Raw genomic sequence first — 14,808 nt, forward strand, 5'->3', positions numbered from 1 at the left:
CGCGTCCAGCCAACCCTGCCCACCCACATGACCCGTCCTACCGCCCTGAGCCTTGCCTTGTGGCTGGCGCTGCCCATGGCCGCCGCCCACGCTGCTGCCCCTGCCACCCCCGATGCCGGTGTCGGTGCCGACGCGCGCGACTTCGACCGCGTGCAGGTCACCGCTACCCGCACCGAACGCGCGCTCAGCGATGTGGCCGCCACCGTTGATGTGATCGACCGCGAGCAGCTGGATGACCACCTTGTGCGCAGCATCAAGGACCTGGTCCGCTACGAGCCGGGCATCTCGGTGACCAGCAGCCCGGCCCGCTTCGGCCTGGGCGGGTTCCGCATCCGCGGGCTGGATGGCAACCGCGTACTGATCCAGACCGACGGCATCGCCATGCCCAAGGCCTTCAGCATCGGCAGCTTCTCCGACGCCAACCGCAACTTCACCGACCTGGAAACGCTCAAGCGCGTCGAGATCGTGCGCGGCCCGGCCAGCGCGCTGTATGGGTCCGATGCACTGGGCGGAGTGGTGGCCTTCGTCACCAAGGACCCGGCCGATTACCTGAAGGACGGCAGGAACAGCTACGTCGGCCTGAAATTCGGCTATGACGGCGAATGGAACGGTCTGCTGGGCAGCGCCACCACCGCCTTTGGCGGCGACCATTGGAGCGGCATGGTGAACGTCAACCATCGCCAAGGCCAGGAAACCGAAAGCATGGGCGATGTGCGCAGCAGCGACCGCACCCGCACCGCCGCCAACCCGCAGGACCGCGATGGCCGCAGCGTGCTCGGCAAGCTGGTCTATGCGCCGAGCGAAGACCAGCGCTTCCGGCTGACGGTGGAAGGCAACGAAGACAGCGTGGACACCGACGTGCTGTCGGCCATCGACCACACCACCACCACCGGCATGCAGGCCCGCGACCACCAGACCCGCGCGCGGGTGTCGTTCGCGCACGAGATGGACAACCTGGCCGCCGGCTTCGCCGACAGCCTGTCCTGGCAGCTGTACCGGCAGGACAGCGAAACCACCCAGCGCACCGATGAGCAGCGCGCCAACCTCAGCACGCGCCACCGTGAATTCAACTTCGACCAGCGCGTGTACGGCCTGCAGGCAGTCTTCCACAAGGCGCTGCAGACCGGCGCGGTCGAGCACGCGCTGACCTATGGCTTCGATGGCACCTGGACCGAAACGAGGCAGAAGCGCGACGGCTACCAGGTCCTGGCCAACGGCCAGACCAGCACCACGATCCTGCCCGATGCGTTCCCCGTGCGCGATTTCCCCATCAGCAGAACCACCGAGCTCGGCCTGTACGTACAGGACGAAATGCGCTTCGCCGATGGCCGCTTCTCGCTGGTGCCGGGCGTGCGCGTGGACCACTACGAACTGCGCCCGGACGTGGACCCGATCTTCGCCGCCGACAACCCGGGCATGCCGGTCTCGGACCTGACCAAGACCAGCGTGTCGCCGAAGCTGGGCATGGTGTGGCGCTTCGCCGATGACTGGTCGCTGTTCGCCGGCTACTCGCACGGCTTCCGCTCGCCGCCGTACAACGATGTCAACCTGGGCTTCACCAACGTGATGTTCGGTTACACCGCCATTCCCAACCCCGACCTCAAGCCTGAAACCAGTGATGGCCTGGAACTGGGCCTGCGCTATGTCAGCAAGGCCGCGTACGTCAGCCTGAGTGGCTACTACAACGACTACAAGGACTTCATCGAGTCGCAGCGCCAGGTTGGCATCAACCCGCAGGGCCTGATCGTATTCCAGTCGCAGAACATCGCCGACGCGGAAATCTACGGTGCTGAACTGAAGGCGGGGGTCGAGTTCGGCGAACTCAGCACCGCGCTGGCCGGCTGGTCGTTGAACGGCGCGGTAGCGTGGTCGCGCGGGCAGGACAAGACCGAAGACGTGCCGCTGGAATCGATCGATCCGCTGCGCGGCACGCTCGGCGTCGCCTTCGACCGCGATGCGTGGGGCGTGGAGCTGCTGGGCACGTTTGCCAGGCGCAAGGACCGCATGGCCAGCGCCACCGCGTTCCGCCCGGCCGGCTACGGGGTGCTGGACCTGGTGGCGCACTGGGACTTCGCCCCGGGCGCCAAGATCAACGTCGGCGTGTTCAACCTCGGCGACCGCACCTACATCGATTACTCCGCGATCACTTCCGCGCTGGCCTCCAGCAGCACGGTGATCGACCGTTACACCAACCCTGGCCGGAACGTCTCGGCCAGCCTTGCCGTGAGCTGGTAGCCATCATGAGCCGAGCCCTTTCCGCACTGCGAACCCCAGACCGGTACCTGCGCCCTGGCCAGCTGCCATCCCCGGAACAGCTGGCGGCACTGGGCACGGTGCTGTGTCTGTACCGCCCCGAAAGCAGCGAGCTGGGCGGCTGGAAACATGCCGTTTCCGCCCATGCCTGCCAGGGCATGGACAGCGAAGGCATCCGCGAAAGCCTGTGCTTCTCCGATGCGCGCGGGCGCTGTTGCTGGCGGCTGTACCTGCTGCCCGACAGCGATTTCCTGGCCTGGGACCGCCTGGTATCGGCGTTCCCGGCGCGCCCGGAGCCGGCCAATGAGGGCGGCGTGGCCGAGCGCCTGTGGCGCCGGCTGGCCACGCGCCTGGGCGGTGAGCCCTGGCGCATGTGCGCGCTGCGCCTGCACGCGCGCAACGGCCAGGCACTGGCCGCCAGCGTGGCCTCGCTGTCGGTGCTGGGCGCCACCGCCGCGCGGCGCATCGCGCGGGTCGAGGGCGCCGACGGCGAGCTGTGGGTCGATGCGTCCAACGTCGTACCGCTTGTCCATCTTTCTTCCACCCGACCTTCCTGAAGGGACCTTCGTCGATGACATTCCAGACAGCCAGCGCGTGGCTGCTGCTTGCCGCCAGCGGCATCGCCCACGCCCAGCCCTCCGACCTGCAGCGCGACCACGCCAGCATCCTGGCCATGAAGGGCGAGTACATCGTCGATTTCGCCTTCGATGAAACCGTGCTGCTCAAGCCCGGTTATGAGCGCGCGCCGGCCGTGCGCAGCGGCGGCAACGAAGTGGTGATCGTGGTCGAGGACAGCCCGAAGCGGATCGTGCTCCAGCACCTGCTGGTGGACGGCAAGAGCGGCCACGTGACCAAGCATTGGCGGCAGGACTGGGTGTACGAGGCGCCGAACCGGTTCGAGTTCAGCGCCGACCAGACCTGGCAGGTGCGTGCGATCGATCCGGTGGTGAACGCCGGCGCGTGGACCCAGTGCGTGTATGAAGTCAGCGATGCCCCGCGCTACTGCGGCACCGGCCGCTGGGACTACCGCAACGGCGTGGCCACCTGGACCAGTGACCTCAGCTGGCGGCCACTGCCGCGGCGCGAGTACACCCGCCGCAGCGATTACAACGCGCTGGCGGTGGTCAACCGGCACACGCTCACCCCCAACGGCTGGACCCACGAACAGTTCAACACCAAGATCCTGCGCGGCGCCGACGGCAGCCAGCAGGAGATCGCCCGTGAGTTCGGCTTCAACGATTACGACCGCACCACCGAGGTCGATTTCAAACCGGCCTACGACTACTGGGCCGCAACGGCGGACTACTGGGCCAAGGTGCGCGCACGCTGGGACGGTTTCCTCGGCCAGGCGCCGGGCGTACACCTGAAGACCAAGCTGGATGGCATGGCGATGATCATTCCGCTGTTCACCCAGGCGCAGGACCTGCAGGACGGCAAGCAGGTCAAGGACGCGCAGATCGACGCGGTGTTCAGGCAGTGGGTGGAAAAAGCGCCCGAATGACGCTCACTCTTTGAACATCAGGAACGCGGCCACCACGATCAACCCGAACGCGGCGTAATGGTTCCACTTCAACGGCTGGTCCAGGTAGAACGCGGAGAAGACCGCGAACACCACCAGCGTGATCACTTCCTGCATGCCCTTCAGCTGAGGGGCCGAGTACACCGCGCTGCCCAGCCGGTTGCCGGGCACCTGCAGGCAGTACTCGAAGAAGGCGATGCCCCAGCTGACCAGGATCACCACCATCAGTGGCGCGCTCTTGTACTTGAGGTGGCCGTACCAGGCGAAGGTCATGAAGATGTTGCTGCCCAGCAGCAGCAACACGGGGTACAGGTAAGCGGTGAACGACGTGCCGGGCATCGCGGGCATTCTCAGGGGGCAGGGGCGGGCAGCATACCTAGCGCCGCCCCCTGCCGGTGTCATCAATCGCGTTCACGCCTCGCGAAGGGCCAGCGCCGGCGGGGTATGCAGGATCCGCCGCGTGCCCCACCAGCCGGCCAGCATGCTCAGCGCCACGCCCAGTGCGCCGCCGGCCAGCAGCGGGCCCCACGGCGGGCTGAGCTGCAGTTCGAATACCTGGCGGGCCACGACGCTGCCCAGCAGTGCCGCCGTGCCCACCGCCAGCAGCGAGGACAGCAACCCCAGCGCGCCGAATTCCACCAGCACCGCGCCGCGCAGCTGGGTGCGGGTGGCGCCCAGCGTGCGCAGCACCGCGCTGTCGTAACGGCGTTCACCGGCGGTGGCCTGCAGCGCGGCCAGCAATACCAGCACCCCAGCCAGCAGGCTGAAGCCCATCACCAGTTGCACTGCCTGGCTGACCCGGTCCACCACCTCGCGCACCCGCTGCAGGATGCTGTCGATATCCAGCAGTGAGATGTTCGGGTACTGGCGGGTCAGCCCGGCCAGTGCCGGGGCCTGTTCGCGCGGCAGGTGGAAGGCGGTGATCAGGTTGTACGGCGCATCGCCCACCGCCCCTTCATTGAGCAGCAGGAAGAAATTGACCCGGAACGAGTCCCAGTCGGCCTTGCGGATGCTGGTCACGGTGAAGCGCCGTTCCTGCTCGCCCATCTGCAGGGTGACCGTGTCGCCCAGCTTCATCCCGTAGCGTTCGGCCCAGCCCTGTTCGATCGAAGCTTCGGCAGCGGTACTGCCTGCAGCCCAATACCTGCCGCTCAACAGGGTATTGGCCGGCGGGAAATCATGCCGCCAGGAGAAGTTGACCGGGCGGTTGGCATCGTCATCGTCGTTGTTGTTGTCCTCGCGTTCCTGCCGCTGCGGTGGCCTGTCGTTGACGGCCAGCAGCCGGCCGGTGCTGAACGGCTCGATCCCGGGCGAATCCACGCCCAGGGCATCCAGCGCGGCCAGCACCGCCTGGCGCTGTTCGGGCTGGATGTTCATGAGGAAATAGTTCGGGGTATCGCTGGGCAGGCGGTCGCGCCACTGCGCCAACAGCCCCGGGCCGATCACCGACAGCAGCAACAGGGCGCACAGCGACAGCGAGAGTCCCACCAGCTGCATCACCGCCAGCCCGCGGCGGCGGGTCAGGGCGGCAAGGCCCAGCTTCCAGCGCCCGCGCAGGCGCGGCTGCAGCCCGCGCAGCAGCCACAGCAGGGTGGCCCCTGCCGCACCTGCCAGCAACGCCAGCGCGGCCAGCCCGCCCAGCACCCAGGCGGCCAGCCGCACGTCGCCGGTGGCCTGCACGGTGAGCGCCACGGTGGCCGCCAGCGCAGCGGCATACACCAGCAGGGAACTGGGCGGCAGGGTAGCGAAGCTGCGGTTGAGTACGCGCATCGGCGGCACCTTGCGCAGCCGCAACAGCGGCGGCAGGCCGAAACCCAGCAGCAGCACCAACCCGATCCCCGCCCCGCTCAGCGCCGGGGTGGCCTGCGGCAACGGCAGCCGGCCCGGAATCAACCCGCCCAGCGCCTGCACCAGCCCGGCCTGCGCGGCCATGCCCAGCCCGATCCCGACCAGGCAGGCCGGGATGGCCAGCAGCACCAGCTGCAGCGCCATGGCGGTGAGGATGTCGCGATTGCGCGCGCCCAGGCAGCGCAGCACCGCCACCTGGTCGATCCGGCGCAGCGCGAAGCGGTTGGCGGCCAGCGCGGTGGCCACGCCCGCCAGCAGCACCGCCAGCAGCGCGGCCAGCGACAGGAAGCGGCCGGCCAGGTCGAACGCGCCGCGCACGCCACGCTGGGCATCGGCAATGCCGACGATGCGCAGGCCCTTGGCGCGCGGCTGCAGCCAGCCGCGGAAATCGGCAATGGCCCCGGCGCTGCCGGCAAACATCATCCGGTACGAGGCGCGGCTGCCCGGGCCGAGCAGGCCCGCACGGTCGACGTCGATGCGGTTGACCAGCAGCGGCGGCGACAGCTGCATCAGCTCGCCGGAGGTATCCGGCTCGGCCTGCAGCACGCGGGTCACGGTGAGCGTGCCGGCGCCGAATTCGAGGGCGTCGCCCACCTTCAGCCCCAGCGCCTGCATCAGGCGCGGGTCGGCATAGGCCTCGCCTGCCGCCGGGGTACCGGCCACTTCGCCGGCGCCGCCCGGGGCGCGGCTGACCCGCAATTCGCCGCGCAGCGGATAACCGTCGCTGACCGCCTTGATGTTGGCCATCTGGCTTTCATCGCCATGGAACAGCACGCTGGGAAAGCTGACCATGCGCGTGCTGGCCAGCCCACGCGCGCGCGCCTCGTCGGCGAAGGCCTGTGGCACGTCCTCGCGGCCGCCCAGCCCGAGGTCGCCACCGAGCATTTCCGCCGCGCTGCTGGTCAGCGCCAACGTGACCCGGTTGACCAGCGTGCCCACCGCCGTCATCACCGCCACGCCCAGCACCAGCGCGGCGAACACGGTCAGCAGGTCGCCGGCGAGGAATTCCCGGCGCAGCGCACGCCCGGCATGGCGCAGCACGTTCATGCGGTGATTCCGGCGGCATCGACCAGGCGGCCGCCGTCGAGCCGGTAGATGCGCTCGCAGCGCTGGGCCAGGCGCAGGTCATGGGTCACCAGCACCAGCGTGGTATCGCTGGTGGCGTTGAGCGCGAACAGCAGGTCGCTGATCTGCTGCCCGGTGGCCTGGTCCAGGCTGCCGGTGGGCTCATCGGCAAACAGGATGCGCGGCCGTGCCACGAACGCACGCGCCAGCGCCACGCGCTGCTGCTCGCCACCGGACAGCTGGCGCGGGTAATGGCGGGCGCGGTGGGTCAGCCCGACCTGCGCCAGCACCTCGCGCACCCGCGCCGCATCCTCGCGCCCGGCCAGTTCCAGCGGCAACGCGATGTTTTCTTCAGCGGTCAGCGCCGGCAGCAGGTGGAAGCTCTGGAACACGAAGCCGACCTCGCGCGCGCGCAGCTGCGCACGGGCTTCCTCATCCAGCGCGCCGAGCGTGGCCCCGGCCAGGGCGATGTCGCCGCGGCTGGGCAGGTCGAGTCCGGCCAGCAGCCCGAGCAGGGTGGTCTTGCCCGAACCGGACGCGCCGACGATGGCGACGCTCTCGCCTTCATGGACGGTCATGTCAATGTTGTCCAGTATGTGGACTTCACCCTCCGGGCCACGTGCGGACTTGCCCACGTTGTGGGCGGCGATGGCGACGGGCGCGCTGCGGGGGGACAGGCTGTCGATGAGGATTCTCCAATGTACCGAGCAAAATGGGCGGGCCGGGCGGCCCAGGTGTTCTTGCTGCTGGCAGGGTTGCTGCTGCTGCCTGCGCTGGCATGTGCCAAAGGTGCCAATACCCGGCACGCGGTGCTGGTGGTCGGCGACAGCCTCAGTGCCGCCCACAATATCCCGGCCGCATCGGGCTGGGTGAACCTGCTTCAGCAGCGGGTTAGCCAGCAGATCACGCCGCCGCCGACGGTCATCAATGCCAGCATCAGCGGCGAAACCACGGCCGGCGCACTGACCCGGCTGCCGGCCCTGCTGGAGAAGCATCGGCCGTCGGTGGTGGTGATCGAACTGGGCGGCAATGACGCGCTGCGCGGGCTGAGCCCGGCGCAGCTGCGCGGCAACCTGGAAAAGATGATCGTGGCCAGCCAGAAGGCCGGCGCCAAGGTGCTGCTGCTGGGCATCGATGTACCACCCAACTACGGCCCGGCCTATCGCGACCGCCTGCGCCAGGTGTATGCGGGCCTGGCCAGCCAGTACAAGGTGGCGCTGCTGCCGTTCCTGCTGGAGGGTGTGGCCCTGCAGCCCGGGCTGATGCAGGGCGACGGGCTGCACCCCACCGCCAAGGCCCAGCCGAAGGTGCTGGACAACGTCTGGCCGCTGCTCAAACCCCTGTTGAATGAGCCGCCGAACTGATCCGTGAGCGGCTTCACATCGCCTCCACCGACGATCCGGCATGTTTCACAAAGCTGAAGAAAGAGGGACTCCCATGCGTCAGACAAAGGAAACCTCCGGCCTGGTGCTGGTGGTCGAAGACAACCGCAATATCTCCGAGATGATCGGGGAATACCTGGAAGGCCGCGGGTTCGAAGTGGACTACGCCCAGGACGGGCTGGACGGTTATCGTCTGGCGGCTGAAAACAGTTACGACGTGGTGGTGCTGGACCTGATGCTGCCGCGTCTGGACGGCATCGAAGTCTGCCGCCGGCTGCGCAACGATGCGCGCAAGTCGACGCCGGTGCTGATGTTGACCGCGCGCGATACGCTCGACGACAAGCTCACCGGCCTGGGCTTCGGCGCCGACGATTACCTGACCAAGCCGTTTGCGATCCAGGAGCTGGAAGCCCGCCTGCGCGCGCTGATCCGGCGCGAACGCCGCCAGGTAGGATCGGAAGTGCTCAAGGTCGCCGACCTGGTGCTGGACCCGGTCAGCATGCGCGCCACGCGTGCGGGCACCGAGCTGCAGCTGTCGCCCATCGGCCTGCGCCTGCTCACCATCCTGATGCGCGAATCGCCGCGCGTGGTGACCCGCCAGGAAATCGAGCGCGAGATCTGGGGCAACGGGCTGCCGGATTCGGACACGCTGCGCAGCCATCTGTACAACCTGCGCAAGATCATCGACAAGCCGTTCGACCGTCCGCTGCTGCACACCGTGCAGAGCGCCGGCTACCGTATTGCCGATATCGCCCAGCCGATGAGCTGATGCGCCACAGCGCAGGGCGCACGATGGTGGGGGCTTGCGGCCCCGATGTACACGATGCCCCGGCACTTGCCGGGGCATCGCCGTTGCTTGCACGATGGAATAACGGCGCGCTTTCCTATAATCGCGGCGACTCGACCTGGACTTCGTAATGCCGCACGGTCTGCCGCGCAAGATCCGCATTGTCTTCATCCTGCAGGCCGTACTGGCCAGCCTGGGCATCCTGCTGGGCGCGTGGCTGGTCGCGCTGGTGATCAAGCACAGCCTGGTCAGCAGCGCGCTGCAGGAAGAAGCGACATATTTCTGGGACCTGCACGCGGCCTCGCCCGCGCAGCCGCCGCCGAACACGCGCAACATCCGCGGTTACCTGCTGGAGGCCGGGCAATCGGCGCTGAGCCTGCCGCCCAACCTGCGCACGCTGGCGCCGGGCTTCCACGAGTTGAAGGCCGACGACCAGCTGGTGCTGGTCGATCAGCGCCCGGAAGGGCAGCTGTACCTGGTGTTCCTGCGTTCGCGCGCGGAGATGCTGGCGTTCTGGTTCGGCATCGTGCCGGTGCTGTTGACGCTGCTGGCGGTGTATGGCGCGTCGTGGATCACCTACCGGGCGTCGAAGCGATTGGTCTCGCCGGTGAACTGGCTGGCGCGGCGGGTGTCGCGCTGGAACCCGGGCCATCCGGAGGCGTCGGACCTGGCACCGGACAAGCTGCCGGCGGACATGCAGGGCGAAACGCGGCAGCTGGCGGCGGCCCTGCATTCGCTGGCCACGCGGGTCACCGCGCACGTGGCACGCGAACGCAACTTCACCCGCGATGCGAGCCATGAACTGCGCACGCCGCTGACCGTGATCCGGGTGGCCAGCGACATGGCGCTGGGCGACCAGGACATGACGCCGCGGCTGCGCCGCGGCCTGCACCGCATCCAGCGCGCGGGGCGCGACATGGAGGCGGTGATCGATGCGTTCCTGATCCTGGCACGCGAGGCGGACGTGGAGCCGCAGATCGAACTGTTCGACGTCAACGAGATCGTGCGCTACGAAGTGGACAACGCGCGCGAGCTGATCGCGGGCCGGCCGGTGGAGATCCACCTGCACAGCGAGGCACCGGTGCACCTGCACGCGCCACCGCGGGTACTGCAGGTGGTGGTCAGCAACCTGCTGCGCAACGCCTGCAGCTACACCGACGAAGGCCGTATCGACGTGGACGTGCTGGACGACCGGGTGGTGGTGCGCGACACCGGCATCGGCATGTCGGCCGAAGCGCTGTCGCGCGCGTTCGAGCCGTTCTACCGCGCCGAACCCAGCCGCCCGCAGGGCACCGGCCTGGGCCTGTCGATCGTGCGCCGCCTGTGCGACCGCTTCGGCTGGAAGATCGCCCTGACCAGCGAACCCGGGGTCGGCACCCAGGCCACGATCATCTATCGCTGACGCGTAAAAGCGCAGAGCAACGGCGTTTCCATTGCCCGCGTGCAGGTGAGCGGCGGGGGTGGGCCCGCGGGGGGCGCCGTGAACCCATCCTTGGGGGCTTGGTCGCCGCATCCATGCGGCTCACACCCCCGCAAACCCACCCCCGCCACTCCCCTCGATGGTGTGCGAGCGCGGTAGGGTCGGTTCCCAAACGACTGCCGACTCTGCTGATCGGCCCTTTAACGCATGACCTCAAAACAACGTGCGCTGTTACCGCTTTACCGTTGCACCACACTGCACCTTGCTTGCCAATGCCTTCCGCCAGATCGCATACCCCTCCGGCTTCATATGCAGCATGTCTTCGCGGAACAACGCCGCGCGTGGCTGCCCGTCCTCGCCCAGCATCGGGGTGTAGATGTCGGTGTAGCCGGTGTTCGGCAGCTTCGCCAGCGCCTGCTGGATCAATCCGTTCGCTTCCACCACCGCGGGCAGCAGCTGCGCGCGCGACGGGCTGGGCTTGATCGAGATGACCTCGACGGTGGTCTTCGGCAGGTCGCGGTGCACGCGCTGCACGAACGCCACCACGTCGTCGCGGACCTGGGTCGGCGTGCGGCCGCTGTTGAGGTCGTTGTCGCCGGCGTAGAAGAAGACTTTGCAGGGCGCGTACGGAATCACGATCTGGTCGGCGTACCAGGTGCTGTCGCGCACTTCGGAGCCGCCGAAGCCGCGGTTGAAGACGTCCTGGCCGGGGAAGTCGGCCGCCAGGGTGTCCCACATCCGGATCGAGGAACTGCCGATGAACTCGACGCCGCCGCGCGGGGGCGGGCTGGCGGCGTCGGCCTTGGCGAAGGCGGCCATGTCGCCGGCCCAGGCCACGTTGGAGACCTGCTCGGGCACCTGCGGCGGCGCCGGCACCGGGGCGGGCTTGAGGGCCAAAGCGGGCAGGCTGGCGGTCAGCGCCAGGGCGAGCAGCAGGGGGCGGGTGAAACGCTGGGACATGAACGACTCCTTTGATGCGTAGGGTCATTCTAGGCCCGGTGGGCCGGCCAACGCCCGGCACGGCCGGGTAGCGCCGCCACCCTTGTGGCAAAATGGCGGATTGTCCACCGCTCCCCGCGCTGCCCATGACCCCTTGTCGTGCCCCGCACCTGCCGTCCTGCCTTGTTTCCCGCCGTGGGGTGTCCCCGCGTGGCTGATGAAACCGGGCACATGCCGCGCGGTCCCAGGCGCATCTTCAAGGCGGCGGTGTGGTCCTGGCAGGGCCTGCGGGCGGCCTGGCTGCACGAGTCGTCGTTCCGGCTGGAGGTCTACCTGCTGGTCGTGCTGGCACCGCTGGCGCTGTGGCTGGGGCAGACCCCGGTCGAGCGCGCGCTGATGATCGGTTCGATGCTGCTGGTACTGGCCATGGAGCTGGCCAATTCGGCGATTGAAGCGGTGATCGAGCGCTACGGCGCCGAATTCCATGAGCTGGCCGGCCGCGCCAAGGACATGGGCTCGGCGGCGGTGTTCGTGCTGATGATGAATGTTCTGCTGTGCTGGGGCCTGGTCCTGGCGCCGCGCGTGCTCTGACGCGCCCCCCGTTCTTCCCCTTAGTAAGGATCCAGGTCCATGTTGCTTGAACTGCTGTCCGACCCGAACGTCTGGTTGACCCTGCTGACCCTGAGCGCGCTGGAAATCGTGCTCGGCATCGACAACCTGGTGTTCATTTCCATTGCCGTGAGCAAGCTGCCGGAATCGCGTCGTCCGTTCGCGCGCAAGCTGGGCATCGCGGTGGCGTGCATCACCCGCATCCTGCTGCTGGTGTCGCTGGCCTACCTGGCGCACATGCAGGCCAATCTGTTTACCGTGGCCGGCATGGGCATCTCCATCCGCGACCTGGTGCTGATCCTCGGCGGCCTGTTCCTGATCATCAAGGGCGGCATGGAAATCCGCGAGCTGATCACCGGCGGCGAAGACGAAGATCCCACCACCACCAAGGCCTCGGCCGTGTTCGGCATGGTGATCGCGCAGATCGCCATCATCGACATCGTGTTCTCGCTCGATTCGGTGATCACCGCCGTCGGCATCGCCGACCACGTGCCGGTGATGGTCGCGGCGATCCTGCTGTCGGTGGCGGTCATGCTGCTGGCGGCCAACCCGCTGGGCCGCTTCATCGACGCCAACCCGACCGTGAAGATGCTGGCCCTGGCCTTCATCCTGCTGATCGGTGCGGTGCTGATCCTGGACGGCCTGGACGTGCACGTGCCCAAGCCCTACATCTATGCCGCCATGGGCTTCTCGGTACTGGTGGAGTGGCTGAACCTGCTGATGCGCCGCCGCGCCGTGGCCCACCACGTGCCGGGCGCCGGCAATTGGTGAAACCGGCCTGCGGATCCACCGGCAATGGGTGCGCGGACCCACCCGGCAGGTGACGACCGTTGGTCGTCACCCCCGGACACCCTAACGGGGAATTAACCCCTATTCATGCCATCCTCCGGCCGCGTCCACCCCGATCCGGAGCCGGCCATGCGTATTTCTCCCCGACTGATCCTGCTGGCCCTGCTGGCCAGCCTGTTGTCAGGTTGTGGCTATAACTCGATCCAGCAGAAGGATGAGCAGGTCAAGGCCGGCTGGGCCGAGGTGCTTAACCAGTACAAGCGCCGCGCCGATCTGATCCCCAACCTGGTGCAGACCGTGGAAGGCTATGCCAACCAGGAGCGCCAGGTGCTCACCGACGTGACCAATGCCCGCGCGCGGGTGGGCCAGGTCAACGTGAATGCCGACGACGCCGAGTCGCTCAAGCAGTTCCAGCAGGCCCAGGGCGAGCTCAGTGGCGCGCTGTCGCGGCTGCTGGTGGTGACCGAGAACTACCCGAACCTGAAATCCGACCAGGGCTTCCGCGATCTGCAGGCGCAGCTGGAAGGCACCGAAAACCGGATCACCGTGGCGCGCGGCCGCTACATCCAGCAGGTGCAGGACTACAACACCTACGTCCGCTCGTTCCCGCAGCTGATCACCGCCAAGCTGTTCGGCTACAAGGAAAAGCCGAACTTCACGGTGGAAAATGAAGCGCAGATCTCGCAGCCGCCTGCGGTGAAGTTCGGTGCGCAGCCAGCGGCCCCGGCGCCCGCGCCGCCGCCGCAGCAGGCTCCGGCACCGGCCCAGTAACCGGTGAACACCCCGCTACTGCGCGCTTGGTTGCTGCTGTGCCTGTGCCTGGCCGTGCCGGCCTGGGCGCAGGCTGACGCGGCGATTCCGCCGATGACCTCGCCGGTAGTGGACACTACCGGCACCCTGGATGCCGCGCAGAAACAGGCGCTGGAGGCCCAGGCGCTGGCGTTGCAGCAGCGCAAGGGCAGCCAGCTGCAGATCCTGATGGTGCCCAGCACCCAGCCGGAAACCATCGAGCAGTACACCCAGCGGGTGTTCGAGCAGTGGAAGATCGGCCGCAGCGGCGTGGACGATGGCGTGCTGCTGGTGGTGGCCAAGGATGACCGCCGGGTGCGGATCGAGCCCGGCTACGGGCTGGAAGGCGCCATTCCCGATGCCATCGCCAACCGGGTTATCCAGGAATACCTGGCCCCGCGCTTCCGCAGCGGCGACTACGCCGGCGGGCTGGTCGACGGCAGCGCCGCATTGGTGAAGCTGATCGACGGTGAGGAACTGCCGGCGCCGGTGAGTGCCCACCGTGAACCCCGTGGCAGTGGCGGCGATGGCTTCACGCTGGCACTGGTGATCGGCTTCTTCGTGGGCACCTTCGCCCGCGCCCTGCTGGGCTGGCTGCCGCGCCCGGTGCGCGCGCTGCTGGGCGGTGGCGGCGCAGCGGTGGCTGCCTTCCTGTTCACTTCGCTGTGGCTGGCCAGTGGCCTGGCCGGGCTGATCGGCCTGTTCGTGGGCTTCTCCTCCGGCCGGGTCGGCCGCTTCGCCCGCAACAGCGGCTGGGGCGGCGGTGGCTTTGGCGGCGGGGGAGGCTGGGGTGGTGGAGGCGGCGGCTTCGGCGGTGGCGGTGGCGGCTGGGGCGGTGGGGGTGGACGATCCGGAGGCGGTGGCGCCTCGGGAGGATGGTGATGCGCATCTGGCGCCATCTGTTCGCACCTTCGCTGCAGCGGACCTTCCCGCCGGACGCGCTGCAGGCCATCACGGATGCCATTGCCGGCGGCGAGCGCCGCCACGGCGGCCAGGTCATGTTCGCGGTGGAAGCGGATCTGCCCATGACCGCGCTGTGGCAGGGCGTTACGCCCCGGCAGCGGGCCGAGCATGCCTTTGCGCAGCTGCGCACCTGGGATACCGAGAACAACAACGGCGTGCTGGTCTACCTGCTGCTGGCCGACCACGCCATCGAGCTGGTAGCCGACCGCGGCCTGCGCGGCAGGGTGGGCGAAGCGCAGTGGCAGGCGGTGTGTGCGCACATGCAGCAGCAGTTGCGCGAGGGCGCCCTGCAGGACGCGGTGCTGCTGGCCATTGCCGAGGTATCGGACATACTGGCGGGGCACTATCCACCCGGCAGCGGGTCCAAGGATGACGCCCTGCCCAATACCCCGCAGTTCCTTGGTTGAGGTACGGCGGCGCTGGCCCGAGAATAGCCGCTTACCTG

Annotated in this window: 15 protein-coding genes; 11 read left to right on the plus strand and 4 right to left on the minus strand. The window is 68.3% G+C overall.

Annotated elements, in window-relative coordinates:
- The first annotated feature begins 63 nt into the window (after positions 1 to 63).
- The 3 genes from V9K91_RS17190 to V9K91_RS17200 are packed head-to-tail and all read left to right on the plus strand — an operon-like array spanning position 64 to position 3,754.
- A complete protein-coding gene (locus V9K91_RS17190; protein ID WP_336443583.1) occupies positions 64 to 2,235 on the plus strand; it encodes a TonB-dependent hemoglobin/transferrin/lactoferrin family receptor in 2,172 nt (723 codons plus the stop codon).
- A 5-nt stretch (positions 2,236 to 2,240) separates the two neighbouring features.
- Positions 2,241 to 2,810 (plus strand): Hemin transport protein, encoded by a 570-nt coding sequence (locus V9K91_RS17195; protein WP_184124791.1) that lies wholly within the window; start codon positions 2,241 to 2,243, stop codon positions 2,808 to 2,810.
- Positions 2,811 to 2,824: 14 nt separating this feature from the next.
- Positions 2,825 to 3,754, plus strand: coding sequence for a DUF6607 family protein (locus tag V9K91_RS17200; RefSeq protein ID WP_336443574.1), 930 nt, complete (start codon positions 2,825 to 2,827; stop codon positions 3,752 to 3,754).
- 3 nt (positions 3,755 to 3,757) lie between these two features.
- Here the strand turns inward: V9K91_RS17200 and V9K91_RS17205 are convergent, their stop codons facing one another.
- The 3 genes from V9K91_RS17205 to V9K91_RS17215 form a co-directional block, all read right to left on the minus strand.
- Positions 3,758 to 4,111 (minus strand): DMT family protein, encoded by a 354-nt coding sequence (locus tag V9K91_RS17205; protein ID WP_336443584.1) that lies wholly within the window; start codon positions 4,109 to 4,111, stop codon positions 3,758 to 3,760.
- Between the two features lie 72 nt (positions 4,112 to 4,183).
- Entirely contained in the window at positions 4,184 to 6,667 is a 2,484-nt protein-coding gene (locus V9K91_RS17210) for an FtsX-like permease family protein (RefSeq protein WP_249833773.1), read from the minus strand.
- Positions 6,664 to 7,263: an ATP-binding cassette domain-containing protein gene (locus V9K91_RS17215; RefSeq protein ID WP_093536045.1), complete on the minus strand. Its 600-nt coding sequence runs from the start codon at positions 7,261 to 7,263 to the stop codon at positions 6,664 to 6,666. The genes V9K91_RS17210 and V9K91_RS17215 overlap by 4 nt, the downstream gene beginning before the upstream one ends.
- Positions 7,264 to 7,383: 120 nt before the next feature.
- On the opposite strand from V9K91_RS17215, the gene V9K91_RS17220 reads away from it, so the two are divergent.
- From V9K91_RS17220 to V9K91_RS17230, 3 genes are all read left to right on the plus strand, one after another.
- A complete protein-coding gene (locus V9K91_RS17220) occupies positions 7,384 to 8,049 on the plus strand; it encodes an arylesterase (RefSeq protein ID WP_068849306.1) in 666 nt (221 codons plus the stop codon).
- 73 nt (positions 8,050 to 8,122) lie between these two features.
- On the plus strand, positions 8,123 to 8,836 hold the full coding sequence (locus V9K91_RS17225; protein WP_019182442.1) for a response regulator transcription factor: 714 nt from the start codon (positions 8,123 to 8,125) through the stop codon (positions 8,834 to 8,836).
- 148 nt (positions 8,837 to 8,984) lie between these two features.
- Positions 8,985 to 10,256, plus strand: coding sequence for a HAMP domain-containing sensor histidine kinase (locus V9K91_RS17230; protein WP_336443575.1), 1,272 nt, complete (start codon positions 8,985 to 8,987; stop codon positions 10,254 to 10,256).
- A gap of 249 nt (positions 10,257 to 10,505) precedes the next feature.
- On the opposite strand, the gene V9K91_RS17235 is transcribed toward V9K91_RS17230, so the two are convergent.
- A complete protein-coding gene (locus V9K91_RS17235; protein ID WP_210131998.1) occupies positions 10,506 to 11,234 on the minus strand; it encodes an SGNH/GDSL hydrolase family protein in 729 nt (242 codons plus the stop codon).
- Positions 11,235 to 11,423: 189 nt separating this feature from the next.
- On the opposite strand from V9K91_RS17235, the gene V9K91_RS17240 reads away from it, so the two are divergent.
- From V9K91_RS17240 to V9K91_RS17260, 5 genes are all read left to right on the plus strand, one after another.
- Entirely contained in the window at positions 11,424 to 11,804 is a 381-nt protein-coding gene (locus tag V9K91_RS17240; RefSeq protein WP_093532940.1) for a diacylglycerol kinase, read from the plus strand.
- 39 nt (positions 11,805 to 11,843) lie between these two features.
- On the plus strand, positions 11,844 to 12,593 hold the full coding sequence (locus tag V9K91_RS17245) for a TerC family protein (protein WP_068849314.1): 750 nt from the start codon (positions 11,844 to 11,846) through the stop codon (positions 12,591 to 12,593).
- Between the two features lie 147 nt (positions 12,594 to 12,740).
- On the plus strand, positions 12,741 to 13,382 hold the full coding sequence (locus V9K91_RS17250) for a LemA family protein (RefSeq protein ID WP_068854548.1): 642 nt from the start codon (positions 12,741 to 12,743) through the stop codon (positions 13,380 to 13,382).
- Between the two features lie 18 nt (positions 13,383 to 13,400).
- Positions 13,401 to 14,282, plus strand: a complete 882-nt coding sequence (locus V9K91_RS17255) for a TPM domain-containing protein (protein ID WP_068854549.1) — start codon at positions 13,401 to 13,403, stop codon at positions 14,280 to 14,282.
- Entirely contained in the window at positions 14,282 to 14,770 is a 489-nt protein-coding gene (locus V9K91_RS17260) for a TPM domain-containing protein (protein WP_217537033.1), read from the plus strand. Before V9K91_RS17255 ends, V9K91_RS17260 begins: the two co-directional genes overlap by 1 nt.
- Positions 14,771 to 14,808: the final 38 nt, after the last annotated feature.

The sequence above is a fragment of the Stenotrophomonas sp. CCNWLW57 genome, from assembly GCF_037203925.1.
GTDB lineage: Bacteria > Pseudomonadota > Gammaproteobacteria > Xanthomonadales > Xanthomonadaceae > Stenotrophomonas > Stenotrophomonas rhizophila_A.

Bases quoted from the DNA above. Each gene is read 5' to 3' on its own strand.
- V9K91_RS17195 (WP_184124791.1), top strand. From the start codon at position 2,241: ATGAGCCGAGCCCTTTCCGCACTGCGAACCCCAGACCGGTACCTGCGC.
- V9K91_RS17200 (WP_336443574.1), top strand. From the start codon at position 2,825: ATGACATTCCAGACAGCCAGCGCGTGGCTGCTGCTTGCCGCCAGCGGC.
- V9K91_RS17205 (WP_336443584.1), bottom strand. From the start codon at position 4,111: ATGCCCGGCACGTCGTTCACCGCTTACCTGTACCCCGTGTTGCTGCTG.
- V9K91_RS17210 (WP_249833773.1), bottom strand. From the start codon at position 6,667: ATGAACGTGCTGCGCCATGCCGGGCGTGCGCTGCGCCGGGAATTCCTC.
- V9K91_RS17215 (WP_093536045.1), bottom strand. From the start codon at position 7,263: ATGACCGTCCATGAAGGCGAGAGCGTCGCCATCGTCGGCGCGTCCGGT.
- V9K91_RS17220 (WP_068849306.1), top strand. From the start codon at position 7,384: ATGTACCGAGCAAAATGGGCGGGCCGGGCGGCCCAGGTGTTCTTGCTG.
- V9K91_RS17225 (WP_019182442.1), top strand. From the start codon at position 8,123: ATGCGTCAGACAAAGGAAACCTCCGGCCTGGTGCTGGTGGTCGAAGAC.
- V9K91_RS17230 (WP_336443575.1), top strand. From the start codon at position 8,985: ATGCCGCACGGTCTGCCGCGCAAGATCCGCATTGTCTTCATCCTGCAG.
- V9K91_RS17235 (WP_210131998.1), bottom strand. From the start codon at position 11,234: ATGTCCCAGCGTTTCACCCGCCCCCTGCTGCTCGCCCTGGCGCTGACC.
- V9K91_RS17245 (WP_068849314.1), top strand. From the start codon at position 11,844: ATGTTGCTTGAACTGCTGTCCGACCCGAACGTCTGGTTGACCCTGCTG.
- V9K91_RS17250 (WP_068854548.1), top strand. From the start codon at position 12,741: ATGCGTATTTCTCCCCGACTGATCCTGCTGGCCCTGCTGGCCAGCCTG.
- V9K91_RS17260 (WP_217537033.1), top strand. From the start codon at position 14,282: ATGCGCATCTGGCGCCATCTGTTCGCACCTTCGCTGCAGCGGACCTTC.